Origin of the sequence: Pseudomonas sp., from assembly GCF_033723075.1 — a bacterium.
Classification (GTDB): Bacteria; Pseudomonadota; Gammaproteobacteria; order Pseudomonadales; family Pseudomonadaceae; genus Aquipseudomonas.
The window spans coordinates 1-16,252 of the sequence record NZ_JAWVXU010000034.1 but is presented as its reverse complement, the minus strand read 5'-3'; the positions used below and the strand labels follow the sequence as shown (position 1 = coordinate 16,252).

The 16,252-nt window shown below is 65.6% G+C and carries 14 protein-coding genes; 6 read left to right on the top strand and 8 right to left on the bottom strand.

The genetic code is table 11. From position 1 onward, the window contains the following. The first annotated feature begins 19 nt into the window (after nucleotides 1–19). The 5 genes from recD to R3355_RS23130 all read left to right on the top strand — a co-directional run bounded on the left by recD (nucleotide 20) and on the right by R3355_RS23130 (nucleotide 7,266). On the top strand, nucleotides 20–1,858 hold the full coding sequence (gene recD, locus R3355_RS23150; protein ID WP_318963460.1) for an exodeoxyribonuclease V subunit alpha: 1,839 nt from the start codon (nucleotides 20–22) through the stop codon (nucleotides 1,856–1,858). A 242-nt stretch (nucleotides 1,859–2,100) separates the two neighbouring features. Then, entirely contained in the window at nucleotides 2,101–2,859 is a 759-nt protein-coding gene (locus tag R3355_RS23145) for a PspA/IM30 family protein (protein WP_318963459.1), read from the top strand. Nucleotides 2,860–2,868: 9 nt separating this feature from the next. Then, on the top strand, nucleotides 2,869–4,518 hold the full coding sequence (locus R3355_RS23140; RefSeq protein ID WP_318963457.1) for an ATP-binding protein: 1,650 nt from the start codon (nucleotides 2,869–2,871) through the stop codon (nucleotides 4,516–4,518). Further along, nucleotides 4,515–5,372, top strand: a complete 858-nt coding sequence (locus R3355_RS23135) for a hypothetical protein (RefSeq protein ID WP_318963455.1) — start codon at nucleotides 4,515–4,517, stop codon at nucleotides 5,370–5,372. Before R3355_RS23140 ends, R3355_RS23135 begins: the two co-directional genes overlap by 4 nt. 211 nt (nucleotides 5,373–5,583) lie before the next feature. Then, nucleotides 5,584–7,266 carry a phosphate ABC transporter substrate-binding/OmpA family protein gene (locus R3355_RS23130; RefSeq protein ID WP_318963454.1) on the top strand — a complete coding sequence of 561 codons (1,683 nt, stop codon included), beginning with the start codon at nucleotides 5,584–5,586 and terminating at the stop codon, nucleotides 7,264–7,266. A 75-nt stretch (nucleotides 7,267–7,341) separates the two neighbouring features. On the opposite strand, the gene R3355_RS23125 is transcribed toward R3355_RS23130, so the two are convergent. Together R3355_RS23125 and R3355_RS23120 are read right to left on the bottom strand one after the other, a co-directional pair. Then, nucleotides 7,342–8,142, bottom strand: coding sequence for a gamma-glutamyl-gamma-aminobutyrate hydrolase family protein (locus tag R3355_RS23125; protein WP_318963452.1), 801 nt, complete (start codon nucleotides 8,140–8,142; stop codon nucleotides 7,342–7,344). Nucleotides 8,143–8,506: 364 nt separating this feature from the next. Beyond that, entirely contained in the window at nucleotides 8,507–9,445 is a 939-nt protein-coding gene (locus R3355_RS23120; RefSeq protein WP_318947546.1) for an AEC family transporter, read from the bottom strand. Nucleotides 9,446–9,521: 76 nt separating this feature from the next. On the opposite strand from R3355_RS23120, the gene R3355_RS23115 reads away from it, so the two are divergent. Beyond that, nucleotides 9,522–9,926, top strand: a complete 405-nt coding sequence (locus tag R3355_RS23115; protein WP_318963451.1) for a GFA family protein — start codon at nucleotides 9,522–9,524, stop codon at nucleotides 9,924–9,926. A 203-nt stretch (nucleotides 9,927–10,129) separates the two neighbouring features. On the opposite strand, the gene R3355_RS23110 is transcribed toward R3355_RS23115, so the two are convergent. The 6 genes from R3355_RS23110 to R3355_RS23085 form a co-directional block, all read right to left on the bottom strand. After that, complete coding sequence (locus R3355_RS23110) at nucleotides 10,130–12,085, bottom strand: DUF4105 domain-containing protein (protein WP_318963450.1); 1,956 nt, start codon at nucleotides 12,083–12,085, stop codon at nucleotides 10,130–10,132. Further along, entirely contained in the window at nucleotides 12,082–12,402 is a 321-nt protein-coding gene (locus R3355_RS23105; protein ID WP_318947549.1) for a DUF2388 domain-containing protein, read from the bottom strand. Before R3355_RS23105 ends, R3355_RS23110 begins: the two co-directional genes overlap by 4 nt. 293 nt (nucleotides 12,403–12,695) lie before the next feature. Further along, nucleotides 12,696–13,013 (bottom strand): DUF2388 domain-containing protein, encoded by a 318-nt coding sequence (locus tag R3355_RS23100; RefSeq protein ID WP_318963448.1) that lies wholly within the window; start codon nucleotides 13,011–13,013, stop codon nucleotides 12,696–12,698. A 96-nt stretch (nucleotides 13,014–13,109) separates the two neighbouring features. Next, entirely contained in the window at nucleotides 13,110–13,316 is a 207-nt protein-coding gene (locus R3355_RS23095) for a DUF1127 domain-containing protein (protein ID WP_318947551.1), read from the bottom strand. Nucleotides 13,317–13,560: 244 nt separating this feature from the next. Next, nucleotides 13,561–13,776 carry a DUF1127 domain-containing protein gene (locus R3355_RS23090; RefSeq protein ID WP_318947552.1) on the bottom strand — a complete coding sequence of 72 codons (216 nt, stop codon included), beginning with the start codon at nucleotides 13,774–13,776 and terminating at the stop codon, nucleotides 13,561–13,563. A gap of 493 nt (nucleotides 13,777–14,269) precedes the next feature. Next, on the bottom strand, nucleotides 14,270–16,252 hold a 1,983-nt coding region (locus R3355_RS23085), incomplete at its 5' end, for an autotransporter domain-containing protein (RefSeq protein ID WP_318963447.1).

Genomic DNA, 16,252 nt, shown 5'->3' with positions numbered 1-16,252 from the left:
CACCCTACGGGAGTGGCCTATGAACCTTGCCGATCTGCCCCTCGGCCCGCTGGAGCGTGCCCTGGTCGACAGCCTGCGGCGGCTCGACCCGGCCGCCGAACCGCTGGTGCTGGCCTCGGCCGCACTGCTCTGTGCGGCGCTGGATAACGGCGACGTCTGCCTGCCCCTGGCACTGCGCGCCGGGCAACGGCCCTGGCCCGAGCATGCCTTCTGCCTGCCGCCCCTGGCCGAGTGGCAGGCGCGGCTTGCCGCCTCGTCCCTGGTCGGTGGCGACGGCGACTTCACTCCGCTGGTTCTGGTCGGCGAGCGCCTCTATCTGGCGCGCTACCAGGCTTACGAACGCCAGCTGGCCGAGCAGTTGCTCAGCCGCGCGGCCGATCTGCCCACCGTCGATGAGGCGCAACTGAGCGAAAGCCTGACCCGCCTGTTCGCCTTCAACGCCCAGCAACCCGACTGGCAGCGCCTGGCCGCGGCGCAGGCGGTGCGGCGCCGGCTGGCGGTGATCTCCGGCGGTCCCGGCACCGGCAAGACCACCACGGTGGTGCGTCTGCTCGCGGCGCTGCTCGAGCAGCCTGGCGGCGCTGCGCTGGCCATCGGCCTGGCCGCGCCCACCGGCAAGGCGGCGGCGCGCATGGCCGAGGCGATCCGCAACGCCAAGGCCGGCCTGCCGGTCGACGAGGCGATCAAGGCGGCGCTGCCGGACGAGGCGCGCACCCTGCACCGCCTGCTCGGCAGCCGTGGCGACAGTCCGCAGGTGCGCCATAACGCGGCCAACCCGCTGGCGCTGGACGTGCTGGTGGTCGACGAAGCCTCGATGGTCGACCTGGCGCTGATGGCCAAGCTGGTCGCCGCCCTGCCGCCCAACGCACGGCTGATCCTGCTCGGCGACAAGGACCAGCTCTGTGCGGTGGAAGCCGGCGCGGTATTCGCCGAACTCTGCGAAGGCCGCGGCTTCGACGCCCAGGCCGCCGCGGATTTGCAGCGCATCACCGGCCAGCAGGTAGCGGTCGCCCAGCCAACATCGCGCCTGGGCGATGCCGTGGTGCTGCTGAGCCACAGCCACCGCTTCGCCGGCGACAGTGGCATCGGCGAGCTGGCGCGACGAATCAATGGCGGCGACGTCAGCGCTACCCTGAGTTTGCTCAAAGAACAGCGCAGCGATCTGGCCTGGAATGCCCAGCCGACCCCCGCCGATCTGCTGGAACGGCTGGATCGCGGTTATGCGCCCTTTCTCGTGGCGGCAAAAAGCGCCGATCCGGCGGCAGCCTTTGCCACCTTCAACGGCTTCCGCGCGCTCTGCGCCCAGCGCGAAGGCGCCTGGGGTGTGGCCGGAATCAACGAAGCACTGGAGGCACGGGTAAAAAGACGCGGTCAGGTCGCCAGCCGCGAACGCTGGTACGTCGGTCGGCCGGTGATGGTGCGGCAGAACGACTACGCCCTGGGCCTGTTCAACGGCGATATCGGTATCTGCCTGCACACTGAGTACGGCTTGCGGGTGTTCTTCGAGGCCGAAGACGGCTACCGCCCCTTCGCTCCGGCCCGCCTGCCCAGCCACGACAGTGCCTTCGCCATGACCGTGCACAAGAGCCAGGGTTCGGAATTCAGCGAGGTGCTGCTGGCCCTGCCCGAACAACCCAGCCCGCTGCTGAGCCGCAGCCTGTTCTACACCGGCATCACCCGGGCCAAACACAAAGTGGAAATCTGGGGCCTGCCGGCACGCTTGGGCGAGGCGGTGGCCACCCGCGCCGAGCGCGCAGCGGGCCTGGCCGAGCGCCTGGCCGTCGACCCGGCCACGCAGGCCAGGCCTGCAGCGCCGCCCGACAGCGGCGCCGGGCACGCTCAACTGCCGCTGTTCTAGCCAGGCCAGGCGTGCAGGCGAGCGGTTTTTGCAGGATGTGGCGGGCCGCGTAGGCTTGAGCGCAGCGATACCCATGCTGGCGCTCAACGCCATCCTAGCCTGTGCCCATAGCCGGCAGCCGTGGCCCGAGCCCGGCCAATTGCCGAGAAGGTTGCAACAATCGACGCGCTCGCCAAGAATGCGCCAAGCCTGACCGGCGGCGCCGGTACCGATGGATTGCCCGCATAGCGCAAGGAGACACCATGTTCTTTCGTCTGACCAATATCTTCAAAGGCATTCTCTCCCTGTTCATCAAGGACCTGGAGCGGCAGAACCCGGAAGCCCTGCTGGAGCTGGAACAGGAAAACCTGCGCAAGCAGATCGCCAATTTCAACCAGGGTCTGGCCGCCCACGCCGGTCTGGCCGAGCGGCTGATGAGCCAGGTGCGCAAGCAGGAAGCCGAGGAACGCGAGCTGCATGCACGCACCACCGCGCACCTGCGTGCCGGCAACAAGTCGGCCGCCGCGCAGAACGCCCTGCGCTTGCAGAACCTCGGCCGCGAACTGGAGGAAAACCGCCGCCAGCTGGCCCAGGCCGAAGAGACCTACCAGAACCTGACCAAGGCCCGCGAAGTCGCGGTGGCCGCCGCGCGCAGCAAGATCGAGGCGCTCAAGGGCGCGATCAACGACCTGCGCATGAAGACCGCCATGGCCGAGATGAACGAGATGGCCGCCGGCATGGTCAGCAGCATCGGCGGTTCCGGCGACACCCTCAGCCGTCTGCACGAGATGGTTGAGGAAGAACGCACCCAGGCCGCCGGTCGTGCGCGCATGGCCCGCGACTCGATGGACATGAGCGAAGTCAACCTCAAGGAAGCCGAGATGGACGCCCTGGCCGACCAGGCCCTGGCCGATTTCGCGGCCAAGGAAGGCATCAGCTTGCCGGGCCAGGAAGCCGGCAGCGAGACGCCGGCGGCCAGCCGCAGCATGGGCGGCAGCAACCCGCAATCCGAAAGCCAGTAAGGCGCGCCCATGAGCAGTGAAGGCAAAGCACCCGCCTGGCTCGACGAGTTGCGCCTGGCCTACGAGAGCGGCGCCCATGGCCAGTTCGTGCTCTATGGCAACGTCGCCGATCGTTTCCCCCTGGACGGTCGCCTGGTCAGCCTGACCCGCTACCTCGAGGCCAGGCTGCTCGGCACCTTCGATATCGTCTTTCTCTACGATCCCGGTAATGGCCTGAGCCTGCTGCGCGGCGGCGAACGCTTCGCCCAGTGGCCTGCCGCGGAGCAGGTCAGACCCTGGCCCCATGAGCCGCGCGCGGCGATCGAGCTGATCAGTCGCTACCTGCGCTATCGTGCCAATCTGCAGGCCCTGGGTCGTGGCGACAACGAACATGTGGCGGTAATCCTGCGCGGCGCCGAGCTGGTGCTGCCGGCCAGTCGCCAGGGCGATTTCGCCAGCGCCAGCCTGGCCAGCCTGGTGCGCGACTGGGCCGCCGAGCCGCCGTTCGCCGACATGGCCTTCGCCAGCCTGCTGCTCGCCGACAACCTCAATGACCTGCATCCGCTGGTGGCCAATAACCCGCGCATCGACCGGGTACAGGTGCCGCTGCCGGATGCCGACAGCCTCGGCCAGTGCCTGGCGCAACTGCGCATCGACCATCCTGCCGCCTTCGCCAGCGAAGACAACGGCACCGTGCAGGCCCTCGCCGGGGTCAGCCTCAGCGCCCTGACCAGCCTGGTCAAACGCCGCGCCCATGAGGGCAAGGTGCTCGGCGCCCAGGACTGGGTCGAAGCCAAGAAGGAGCTGGTGGAGACCGACAGCGCCGGCCTGGTGGAATTTATCGAATCCAGGCGCACTCTGGACGACTACCACGCCCAGGAGGCGCTGAAAGTCTGGCTGCGCCAGGACATGGCGCTGTGGCAGGCCGCCGACCTGCGTGCACTGCCCAAGGGCTACATCTTTTGCGGCCCGGTGGGTACCGGCAAGACCTACCTGGTCGAGTGCCTGGCCGGCGAGGCCGGGGTGCCGGTGGTCAAGCTGAAGAACTTCCGCGACCGTTGGGTCGGTTCCAGCGAGGGCAATCTGGAGAAGATCTTCCGCCTGATCCGTGGCCTGGGGCGCTGCATCGTGTTTATCGACGAGGCCGACCAGACCCTCGGCAAGCGCGACGGCGGCAGCGGCGACAGCGGCCTGTCCGGGCGCCTCTATTCGATGATCGCCCAGGAGATGGGCGATGCCGACAACCGCGGCAAGGTGATCTGGATTCTCGCCTCGTCGCGCCCAGACCTGATCGAGGTCGACCTCAAGCGCCCGGGCCGGGTCGACGTGAAGATCCCGCTGCTGCCGACCACCACGGTCGAAGAAAGCGCGGCGCTGCTCAGGGCCCTGCTCAAACGCTTCGAGCTCAAGCTGGAGATCAAAGCGCTGGTGAAGTTGCCGCTGCCCCTGTTGCTCACCCCCGGCGCCGCCGAGGCGCTGGCGGTGAAGGTCTACCGCCAGGTGCGCACCGCGCAGCTGCAGCCGCTGACGGCGCTCGAGCATTGTCTGCAGGGCTATCAGCCGCCGGTGGCCGAGCAGGTGCTGCGGATGCAGATGAGCATCGCCATCCGCGAAGCCACCGACATGGCCTTCGTCCCCGAGTCCCTGCGCCATCTCGCTCAGGAGAATCTCAGCCCATGAGTGGCGGGCGCTACCTCTGGGCGGCCTTCAATGCCCGCCCGCTGGGCATGCCGCTGGCGCCGAACTGGTTCGGCCTGGCGGCGTTCGCCTTGCTCGGCGCCTTCGTCAGCCCCGGCTTCTGGGTCCTCGGCGCCGGCCTGGAGCTGGCTTATCTGGCGCTGCTGGCGCGCAGCGCACGCTTTCGCCGTACCGTGGATGCCCGGCAGGTGCCGCCGACCGATCCCGCCAGTCAACGCTATGAAACTACGTTGGGCCTGCTCGATGCCGCGCAGCGCGCCCGTCAGCAGGCGGTCGAGGCGCGTGCCCGCGAGGTGCTGCAGCTGCTCTCGCGCTCGCCCTTGATGGCCTCCCACGCCGACAGCCTGGAGCAGCTGGTGTGGCTCAACCTGCGTCTGCTGGTCGCCGGCCAGGCGCTGAGCGTGGTGGCGGACACCGCCGCCCGCGACAGCGCCGAGCTGCAGCAGCAGGAAGAGCAGATCGACGCGCGCCTGGCCAGCGCCGAGCTGAACGACGAGTTGCGCCGCAGCCTGGAACAGCAGAAACAGGTGATAGACGCGCGCCAGGCGGCGCATGCCGAAGGCCTGCGGCGCAAGGAACATGTCGATGCCGAGTTGCAGCGCATCGAGCAGCAGATCGCCCTGATCCGCGAGCAGACCCTGCTCGCCACCGACGAAGAGCAGATCGGCGTGGCGCTGAATGCCCTGACCTCCTCGTTCAACGAGGCCAGCCGCTGGCTCAACAGCCAGCGCGACCTGCTCGGCGTACTCGAACTCAACGAACACCAGGCCCTGCCGCGCTATGTGCTGCAAGGCCAGGGCGACAAGCCGGCGCAAGGCCAGTCGCTTCGACACTGATGGGCTGCTGCACCCAGGCTTATCCGGGTCACGGATACGGGTAGGGTGGATGACGCTTAACCCATCCACCATCGACGATGGTGGATGAAAAAGGCGTCATCCACCCTACGTTGTCGCAGACCGTAGCCCGGATGAAATCCGGGAAGCGATTTAGGCTATGAACACTTTTGATTGGCGGGCCGCTGGCCCGCATCCGACAGGGAGAGGCGTCATGTATCTATCCGCAACCAGGCAGCGCCAACAGGGCAGTGTTGCCGGCAAGCTGCTGACCATAGTGCTGGTGCTCGGCCTGCTTGGCCTGGGCGCCTGGCTGGTCGGCAAGGACATGCTCAAGGACGGTGGCGACAGCCTGCTCGGCGGCCTGCCCGCCAGCCTCGGGGTGGCCGCCGGGCCTGCGCCGGTCGAGCCGGTCAGCGGCACGCCGACCCTGCAATCGGCCGCGCCCTACGAGATGAAGAACAACATCATCGACGTCGACATGAGCGAGTACGCCGGTTATGGCGGCCTGATCGTCGCCAACGGCGGGCTGGAACCCAATCCGGAGTCGTTCTTTACCAAGCAGTACGGCTTCCAGGTGCGCCTGAGCAAGGGCGAGAGCGAGGAATGGTCGGCCTTGAACAACGGTCAGATGGCCGCGGTAGCCACTACCGCCGACGTGCTGGCGGTGCTCGGCAGGCAGTTCGAGGTCACGGTGCCGGCGCAGATCGCCTTCTCCCGCGGCGCCGATCAGGTGGTGGTGGACAGCGCCATCGCCAGCGTCAACCAGCTCAAGGGCAAGGTGCTCGGCGCCACCCAGTTCAACGAGAGCGAGTTCTTTATCCGCTACCTGGCCTCCGAAGCCGGCGTGCCGGTCAAGGTGCTGCGCGACCTCGACGGTCGTCCGGGGCCGAACGAGCTGGGCCTGGTGTTCTACGAGGACGCCTTTCTCGCCTGCGATGCCTACGCCGCCGAGCTGACCGGCAAGCAGCGCCTGAACGGCTGCGTCGGCTGGTCGCCGCGCACCGATCAGGTGGTCGCCGAATCCGCCGGCGCGGCGAAGATGCTGGTATCCAACCGCAACCTGCTGGTGGTGGCGGACATTCTGGTAGTCAACAAGGGCTTTGCCAGCGCCCACCCGGAGATCGTCAAGGGCCTGGTGCACGGCCTGCTGGAAGGCAACCGGCTGCTGCGCGACGATCCGAAAAGCCATGCCGGCGTGGTCGCCCAGGCCTTCGGCTGGACGCCCGAGGAGACCCTCGACGAGCTGAGCAAGGTGCACCTGAGCAACCTGCCGGAGAACCTGGCGTTCTTCGACGGCAGCATCGATTCAGCCGGTTCCTTCCAGGGCATCTTCCAGTCCTCGGTGCTGGCCTATGGCGCGCTGATCCGCAACCCGGCCGACCCGGCGCGCTTCGCCGATCTGCAGCACCTCAAGGCGCTGCAGCAAGATGGCCAGTTCCAGGGCCAGAGCATCGCCATCGCGCCGATCCGCACCAGCGGCAAGGTCGCCCTGGAAGGCGATGCGCTGCTGAGCAAGGACATTCGCTTCTTCTTCGAGCCGAACTCGGCGGAGCTGGACAAGCAATCCAAGGACAACCAGGACTACCTGGACACCATCAAGCAGTTCCTCCAGGTCAGCCCCGGCTCCATCGTCTTGCTGCGCGGCCATGTGGATAACGCCATGGTCGGCGAGTTCGAGCGCCAGGGCGGCGCCCCGCTGCTGCGGCGCATGGCGCTGAAGGCCATGGAACTGTCGCGCCAGCGTACCCAGGCGGTCAAGGAGGCGCTGCTGGCGCGCCACCCCGGCATCGCCGAGGATCGCATCGAACTGGTCGGCCGTGGCTGGGAAGAGCCCCTCGGCGCCGACAGCGAGCAGAACCGCCGGGTCGAGGTGCAGTGGTTCACCCTGGAATAGCCCGCTCACTCCGGCGATTCCGGCGATCTCCCTGCGTGCCGGCGTTTGACCGCGTAAGGGTCGTGCAGCGGCCTGCTAGCGGTTGTTAACCGCCGCGGTCTGCGCCACGCGCTGGCGGCAGGCCGCGCCGAAGGCCTGGAAGATCTTCACCGAGTCGGGGTTTTGCGCCGCTTGCCATTCCGGGTGCCACTGCACCGCGAGGGTGAATTGCGCCAGACCGGGGGCATGGATGGCCTCGATCAGGCCGTCTTCGGCGTAGGCCAGCGCCTCGAGGCCCTCGCCCAGGGTGGCGACGCCCTGGCCGTGCAGCGAGTTGATGGTGATCTCATCCTTGCCCAGCAACTCGGCCAACCAACTTCCGGGGACCAGGCGCACGTTGTGGCTTTCGCCATACTGCACCTCCACCGGGTCGTTGGCGTCTTCGCGGTGGTCGTCGAAGTCGCCCACGGCATAGAGCTTCTGGTGGATGTCGCCACCCAGGGCCACGTTGATTTCCTGCATGCCGCGGCAGATGCCGAAGATCGGCAGGCCGCGCGCAATGGCGGCGCGGATCAGCGGCAGGTCGAACAGGTCGCGGTCGCGATCCTGGGCCTTGTCCGGGGTCAGGTTTTCCTGGTTGTAGAGCGCCGGGTCGATATTGCTGCCGGCGCCGGTGAGGTACACGCCGTCGACCATGTCGAGGTATTGCTCGAGGTCGTCGGTGCCGAAGCAGGTCGGTGCCAGCAGCGGTACGCAGCCGGAGAACTCGACGAGGGGGGCAATGTATTTGTGGGTCATCACCTGGTAGGCATGGCCTTTGCGTTCCTGGGCGCCCATGGACATGAGGACCACGGGCTTGCGTTTGGCGTTGGGGCTAGTGCAGCTGTTGTTGGACATAGATCACCTTGGGGCAGGGAGAGCCTGCCGTTGCTGTGCAGGAAGGGCCGCCGCGGCGGCGCTGCTTCCTGTTTGTTGCCGGTGTCGACTACGCCTGCGCAGGCGCAACAGGCGGGCAGAGGCTTGTCGAGAGGGCGGCGGTTGAGCCGCTTCTCGGTGCGTTCTGGCTGTCGAAACTCCGGCTCAGTCTGCCAAGGCCGTAAAATATGTCAAACGAATTATGGGTAATTTGCAGGTAAAACCTGCCCGCTTGCTATGCGGAGTGCCGAGCAAAATAGTCATATCCATATGTTTATAAACGATTTAAATTTATTCTCAGCCTGCCGAACAGTCCAATATTTTTAACGCCAAAAGAGTCAGACCTTCAGCCCACCACCAGCATCAGCAGCAAGGGCAGGCTGGCGGCCGCGAGCAGTGTCTGCAGGGTGATGATGCCGGCCATCAGGTGGCTGTCGCCACCCAGTTGGCGGGTCAGCACATAGGCGGTCGGCGCCGTCGGCAGGGCGAAGAACAGCACCAGCACGCTGCTTTCCATCGGCGGCAATTGCAGGCCGTAGGCCACGGCCCAGGCCAGCAGCGGCATGACCAGCAGACGCAGGCCGCTGTTCCAGGCCAGGGCGGGGATCTCGCCGCCGAGTTGCTCGGGTTTCAGCGCCGCGCCGACGCAGAGCAGGCCAAGGGGCAGGCTGGCGGCCGCGAGCAGGCCGAGCAGGCGTTCGCTGCCGCCGGGCAGGCCGAGCCCGCTGAGGTTGATCAGGGCGCCGCCGAGGCAGGCGAGGATCAGCGGGTTCTTCAGAATCGGCAGCAGCAGGCTGCGCACACTGACACCGCGCTCGGCAGTCAGCGACCAGACCGATAGCACGTTTACCGTCGGCACCATCAAGGCCAGCATCAAGGCGGCCAGGGTCAGGCCCGCCTGGCCGTACAGGCTGCCCACCGCGGCCAGCCCCAGGTAGGTGTTGAAGCGCAGCGCGCCCTGAGTGAAGGCACCGAAGCGTCCGGCCGGCCAACCGCGCAGGCGCCGCAGCAGGAGCAGCGCCAGCCAGGCGATACCCAGGCCGAGCAGCACCGCCAGGGCCAGACGTGGCAGCGCCGGGTTGTCCAACGGCGCGCTGGCCAGGCTGCTGAACAGCAGGGCAGGAAACAGGATGAAGTAATTCAGCCGCTCGGCGCCGGGCCAGAAGGCTTCGCTGGGGAAGCCCAGACGGCGTAACGCGTAGCCGGCGACGATCAAGGCGAACAATGGCCACAGGGCCAGCAACAACTCCAGCACGGCAATCCCCGCCAGCAAACCAGCGACCATCTTGGAGAGCGCGCCGCGGCGGCGCAAGTGCGTTAAAAGGTATTAGGCTGAAGTTAATGCGTAGTGAGGAGAGCCTATGAACGACGTTCACAGCGGTGGCTGCCAGTGCGGCGCCTTGCGCTATCAATTCCGCGCAGCATTGCGCGACATCGCCCATTGTCACTGTTCGATCTGCAGGCGCACCACCGGCGGCATCCTCACCACCTGGATCACGGTGCCGCTGGCGAGCTTCGAGTGGCTGGCCGGTACAGCGACCGAGTTCGCCTCGTCCGCCAGTTGCACGCGCAGTTTCTGTCCGAGGTGTGGCGCCCACCTGACCCTGTTCACCACGCTTAGTCCGCAGACTCTGGATATCACGGTCGCCACCCTGGATCAGCCGGAACTGGCGCCGGCGGACCGGCATATCTGGGTGCAGAGCCGTTTGCCCTGGCTGCAGCTGGATGGGCATTTGCCCGAAGAGCAGCAGGAACAGATTCCGTAAGGCGGGCTACGGGTTGCGCCATGCCAGCGCAAGCGCAACCCGTAGCCCGTAGCCCGGATGCAATCGGGGAAGCGATGGCGGCGGCGCAACCTTCCCCCTGGATTGCACCCGGCTACAGGCTGATCGTGATCGAGCCAAGCACAGGGGCCGCCAGCAAGGGGCGGTGCGCAGGGCGCACCCTACAGGCCGGCTTTGCTGTCAGCTCAAGGCAGTTGCAGCCCGCCGCTGGCCTTGTGCAGCGCGCGCAGATAATCGCCAAGCTGCACCAGGTTGGCTTCGCTGGCCTCCAGTTCGGCCAGGCGCGTCGGCTCCAGCAGGTTGCGCACTTCCTGGTCGAGGTCGTCGCTGAGCTGGCGCAGCTGCTGCTGGCGGTTACGGCTCTCGGCTTCCAGGCGCTGCCATTCGGCACGTTGCGGCAAGCCGTAACCGCCTTCCAGGAGTTCCGCCGGGCGGCTGAGAAATCCGCTGTTGGCGAGGATCTGTTCCAGCGCCCCGCCGGCCTTGTCCAGACTCGGATCCTTGGCCGCACGACCAGTGAGGTAGCGGCGCTTGAGTTCATCCTGGGCCAGCAGCAGTTGCCGGCGTAGCGCTGCCTGTTCGAGCAGCAGCAGCGCGGCGCTGGCACGCAGGTCGGCCTTGGCGAACCAGGGGCGGCGGGCCTCGGCGCTCTGCGCCAGCCAGTCTTCGACGCTGCGCTGCTCGATCGGCAGGCGCTGCTGCAGCACCCTGAACATGGCCTGGTAACGGTCGCGAAAGGAGTCGAAGCGATAGCCCAGGCGCAAAGCCTCGCGCGGATCATCGAGCACGCTGCGATCGGCCAGGTCGCGCGCCACCAGGGTCTCGAGCAGGCCGTTGGGCAGGATGCTGTCGAGCGCCTGCAGACGCGGGTGCTGGCTGCCGCTACGCAGCAGCTTGAGGGTTTCCACTGCGCAGTTGTTGGAGATGAAGTAGTAGTCGCCGTCGTAACTCCAGTGCTGCTCGGCGGCACGGGTGACCAATCGCTCCAGTTGCGCGCGCTCGAGCTGCAGCGGCACAGAGGCCAGGCTGCGCAGTTCGACCTTGGTGTATTCCTCAATTACCTGGGCCAGCGGCAGGACGAACAGCCGCGACGGGTAGGCGCCGGTCAGGCCGTCCCAGCTGGACAGTTGCAGATCGCCGACGAAGGCCCGGTAGGACAGCACCAGGTGTTCGTCCAGATCCAGCCGGCAATCCGGCCCACGCGGCCGGCCGGGGGCGCAGATCACCAGGCGCAGCATGCTGTGGCCCCAGCGGCTGGCCCATTCTTGGTTGGCTTCGGCGAGCAGGTAGTCGACCTGGTAGACCCGTGCGGGATCGAGCGTGCCCAGCGGCTGGCGGGCGAAATCGCGGCCGGCGTTGAGGTAGGCGTAACCATCGGCGCAGGGCTGCTGGCGGGCCGGTGTCCAGCCGCCAAAATGCTCGCTCAAGTGGCCTGCCAGCGAGGGTCGGCGACAGGCGTAGCTGGGGTCGAGGAGGAAGTACTCCATGTTTACCGCGACGAACTCGAGTGGATTGCTCAGCTCATAGATATCCGGGCTGCGCGCCACCTGGCCGTTGGCCTGCTCGCGCGCGCCGCGCCGGCCGACCTGTTGTGGCCAACCGGCCAGATCGAGCAGCCGCGGATTGTCGCTGAGGGTGAAACGGCGCGCCGTCTGGCCGCGACAGGCATCGGGCAAGCCGACCGGACCGAGGCTGGCCAGACGCAGTCGGCAGCGCTGCAGCAGGCGTTTTTCGTCCTGTGTCCAGAGCTGTGCGCGGTCATAGAGGTGGGTCAGCTCGTGCAGCACGGTGGCCAGCAGCTCACGGCGCACGTTGCCGTGCGGGCGCCGGGTCGGCGTAATGGCGGCGCTGCCGGCACTGAGGGACGGCAGCAACTGGCTGTTCAGTTCGATGCCGCTGAAGCGTCCGGCGCGACCATAGACCTCGGCCGGCATGGATCGCCAGCGCACCCTGACGCGCCGGTCCAGGCGTTGCCTGAAGAGTGCCGGCAGGGCCGCCAGCGCCTCGTTCAGCAGCAACTGGCTGGCCTGCCGTTCGCGGTGACTGAGCGCGTCGCTATCGAGCACCAGACGCAGCTCGGCATGGCTGCCGACGCTGGTCAGCAGGGCAAGCACCAGCAGCCAGGCGCGGGCAGGACTCACCTGGCGAGAATGGCTTCGGCCAACACCTGATCGGAAGCGTGCTGGGCCTCAGGCACACGACTGCGAATGGTGCCAAGCGCTGCTTCCAGCTGCACGCCACGGATCGCGCCCTGACTGGCGACGAAACTGGCAGCATCGTCACGGGCGGCGAGGACGATTTTCGAGTCCCGCACCGAGGTGGTGGTATCCGAGGTGAAGTCGAACGTACGGTCAAGCGCACGGACGATGATATTGCTGGTGGCAACCAGGGTTTGTGCCTGGACACTGCCGACGGACAAGGCAAGCAGGGCAACAGCGACGAGCAAGGAACGATGCATGGCAATCTCCGGGAAAGCAGGTGATGACGGTTGGATGGCTATCAACGCGGACAGTTCCTGCGTACGGCTGAGCACGCAAGGCTGCGCTGGGCAAAGCAAGCCTACTGCATCGACCCTGAAGCCGCGCCGCTACTTGGCAGGCCGTTGAAAAACGGCCTGCTCTTGAATCGCTGCGCTCGCCCTGCGGGCCAGCCTGCGCTGTTACTTCGCTGCGCTACAGTGCGGCCATTCTTGCGAGCCCGCCGCCTACCTTTTTCACCGGCCTGTTAGCTGCGTGCCCACCTGCCGGCGCTTCAGCGGCTTAGAATCGCCTGCGCCAGTTGCTCATCGTCGGCAACCAGATCGGGGGCTTGCTGGCGGATGTGCTGCAGCGCCGCTTCCAGTTGCACGCCGCGAATGGCGCCCTGGCTGGCGACGAAACTGGCAGCGTCGCTACGGGCGGCCAACACGATCTTGTCGTCACGCAGCGAAGAGCTGGCATCGGAAGTGGCGTCCGAGGTGCCCATTAAAGCACCGCCCAGGGTATCGGTGGTGGCGACGAAACTGGAAGCCGTGGCGCTGGTGGCCAGCACCAACAAAGCGGAAAAACCGAGTGCACGCAAGGCGATCATCCTGAAACTCCTTAACCATCGTTCAAGGGCGTGGCAATCGGCCACGCCACATTCTTACAAGCCTAGCTCAGGGGTCCACCGATGCACCATGCTGGCTTAACGCCAGAACGGTTTTTCCAGCTCTGCCAGGCGTTCGCCGGGGCTGATGCCGGCATCGGCCAACAGGTGTGGATCCAGCCTGGCCAGCTGGTGGCGGGTGCGGACATTGAGCTGCCAGCGCTTGAGGGTGCTGCGCAAAAGGGCGAGCGGGCCGATATGTGGCCGGTCGAGAGTTGCTGGAATGTCGCTGAGAATACGCTCCATGGCAATGATCCTTCCCGTACAGGGCGGGCGTGGCGGTATGGGTATCCATGGTCGCGCGCCACTGGATTGCCTGACAGCCACAGCCAGGCAAAAGTGTACTGGGTCAGTTGCGATTTCTATAAAACTGTTCTGCTTGTGAGCGAGGCAAGCTGTGCCGCTCGCTCCGGCGCATAACGACAAAACCCGCCAACGCTGGGCGTGGGCGGGTTTGTCAGAGCGTGCGGAGCGGCTTGCGCCGCCAGCCTTAACGCCAGAACGGCTTGCTCAACTCGGCGTGGCGCTGGGCCTCGCTGATGCCGGCATCGGCCAGCAGGCGGGCATCCAGGCGCGCCAGTTGGCGACGGCTGACGATGCGGCGCTGCCAGGTGAACAGGGTGGCGGCCATACGCAGCGGCAGACCGCTGGCGGTGTTGGAAGAGTTGGTTTGAAAAAGCAGGTCGGAACTGAATGTACGTTCCATGGTGTCATCCTTCCGCTTGTGGCGGGTCTAGAGAGTGTTTTGCCTGGTGCCCATGTTCCGCTTCCTGCAAGCAGTGCAATAGTCACAGCTGGATTAAATTGTTGAGCTATTAGATAGCGTGCTTAGTAACTGTTTTGCTGTTTTCTTCGACTACTGTACTGGTGACAAGTTGAATACCGCGTAATTCTGATATAAGCAGCTTTTTTTCTCGTTACTGAACAGACGAACAGTGATTATCTATAGGTACAGTTTGAAATTGATTGGCAGGCGGCATTGATCTGTGGTTCAGCTTTTTATCGAATTTCGTTGCGGGCCCGGGCCGATCTGTATGGGTTACGCGGCCCTGCAGAGAAGTCGCCGGGCGAGAAGGTGGAGTTCCTGCGCGCAGAAAAAACCCGGCACGCAGGGCCGGGTTTTGTCATTCACAGCAGCGGTCAGTCGACGGCTTTGACCATGTCCTCGATGACCTTCTTGGCGTCGCCTCGGAACGGCGTCACCAGGCCATCTTGAAGGTCGCGGAAATATGATGACGGTCGTCTGAACGGGCGAACTCGCCCTGATAACCCAGGTTCAGCGAGGCCGTTTCACTGACCTGCATGTTGAGACCAAGACCAAGTCGGGCGCGGTCGCGATCCAGCTCGGGGCCGCTGACACCGAAGCTGGTAGTGGCTGCCGTTGCGAAGTCGGCGCGCAGCGCGGCCTCGTTGTCCATGAACTCATGCAGCCAGGCGAGTTCGATCGTGGGCTGGATGCGGCTGCCGTTGTGGCTCGTCCAGCTGTGTTCGAGACGAGCGCCGAGGGCCGAGCGCAGTGAGTCCTGCTGGTCGCTACCGACATGCAGATCGGCAGCAGCGGCTCCCTTCTCGGTAAAGCTGGAACGCTTGATGTGGGCGTATTCCAAGCCGGCTAGTGGCGTGATGTGGGTGTTGGCGGTGAGGGCAAACGTACGGCCGGCCTCGATGGCGACGTTACCCGTCCAGGCATCGTAGTCGGCTTTGGCCGTGTTGCTGGAAAGACCGACGCTGACCTGACGCTTGGCATCGATGTCATGGTGGCCGAGGCCGGCGATGCCGCTGGCATAGTAGCCATCATCGAGCAGCCACCTGCCGTAGAGGGCCGCCTGATAGCTGTCCACCTCAAGACCGCCTTGCGCCACATCGGCATCGGTACGGCTGTAACCGAAGGCGGCACCAAGGGTCAGCGTGTCATTGAGGTTGAAATCGATGCCGGTGGCGGTGCCGCTGGCGTTGTAATGGGCACCGCTGACATTACGCGTGCCGTCAATTTCACCGTAGCTGCCGGTGCCACGCAGCCACCAACCGCGGTCAGTCGCCGGTTGGCTGTCCAGCAAGTGCGAGCCCGCATCGCTCATGCTGCCGCTGTCGTTATAGGCCAGCATGAGCTGGCCGTTAGTCGCCAGGAACTGGTTGTTGCCTTGCAGGCGGTCGAACAGCAGTCCCTTGAACTGGTTCAGGGACTGCAAGGCAATCTGGTTGCTGTAGGTGTGCTGGACGCCGCTGAGCGAATCAAACGCCTGGTTGGCACCATCAGCCGTTAGGAGGTTGAGGTTGTTCAAGAGCTCATCGACACCCGTGGCACCGCTGCTGGCCAGCGTATCGAGCGCAGTGCCGACCGAACCCTGGTTGGTAGTGCCGGTAACCGAGGCATAGTCGGACGAATTGCGGCGCAGATTGAGGACTACCGAGTTGGCATCGTAAGACAAGGTCGGTGTCAGGAAGGCGAGGCTAGAGCTGACACTGTTGAAGCTGGTGCCGCCCAAGCCGCCTGCGGCAGTGAGGATGCTGTAGTCAGTGCTGACGCTATAGTCGCCGGCTTCGGGTAGCACCCGTACTGTGCCGTTGGTAAGTGTTGCACTGCCGGTGGCGTTGATACGGTCGTTGTTGCCTGCGGCATCGACTTCCACCTCAAACACGCCACCCGCAGAGAAGTCCAGATCGCCGGCCACATTCAAGGTGCCGATGGAATTACCGGGGGCGAGGATGCCGCCATTGAGCGAGATACTGCCCACCGTGCCGCTGCCGCCCAGGGTGCCGCCGGCATTGACCGTGGTCGCTGAGTTGGCGATCGAGCCATTGACCGCCAGTCTGCCGCTATCGATGAGGGTACTACCGCTGTAGCTGTTAATACCTGTAAGCGCGAGCATGCCGGCACCGGACTTGAAAAGACTACCCGTGCCACTCATCACCCCGGCATAAACGCCGTCAGCCGCCTGATCAAAGCTGACCTGGGCGCTGTTGCTGATAGCGCCCTGCAGGGACGTGGTGCTGCCCTGCAATATGCCGCCCGAAACCCTGGTGCCGCCGCTGTAGCTGTTGGCCCCGGAGAGGGTCAGCGTACCGGCACCGGATTTGATCAATGCACCGCTGCCACTGACTGCTCCGCCGAAGCTACCGTTCGCGGCCTGATCGAAAGCCAGCGTGGCATTGTTGGTGATATCGCCCTGCAGCGAAGCCGT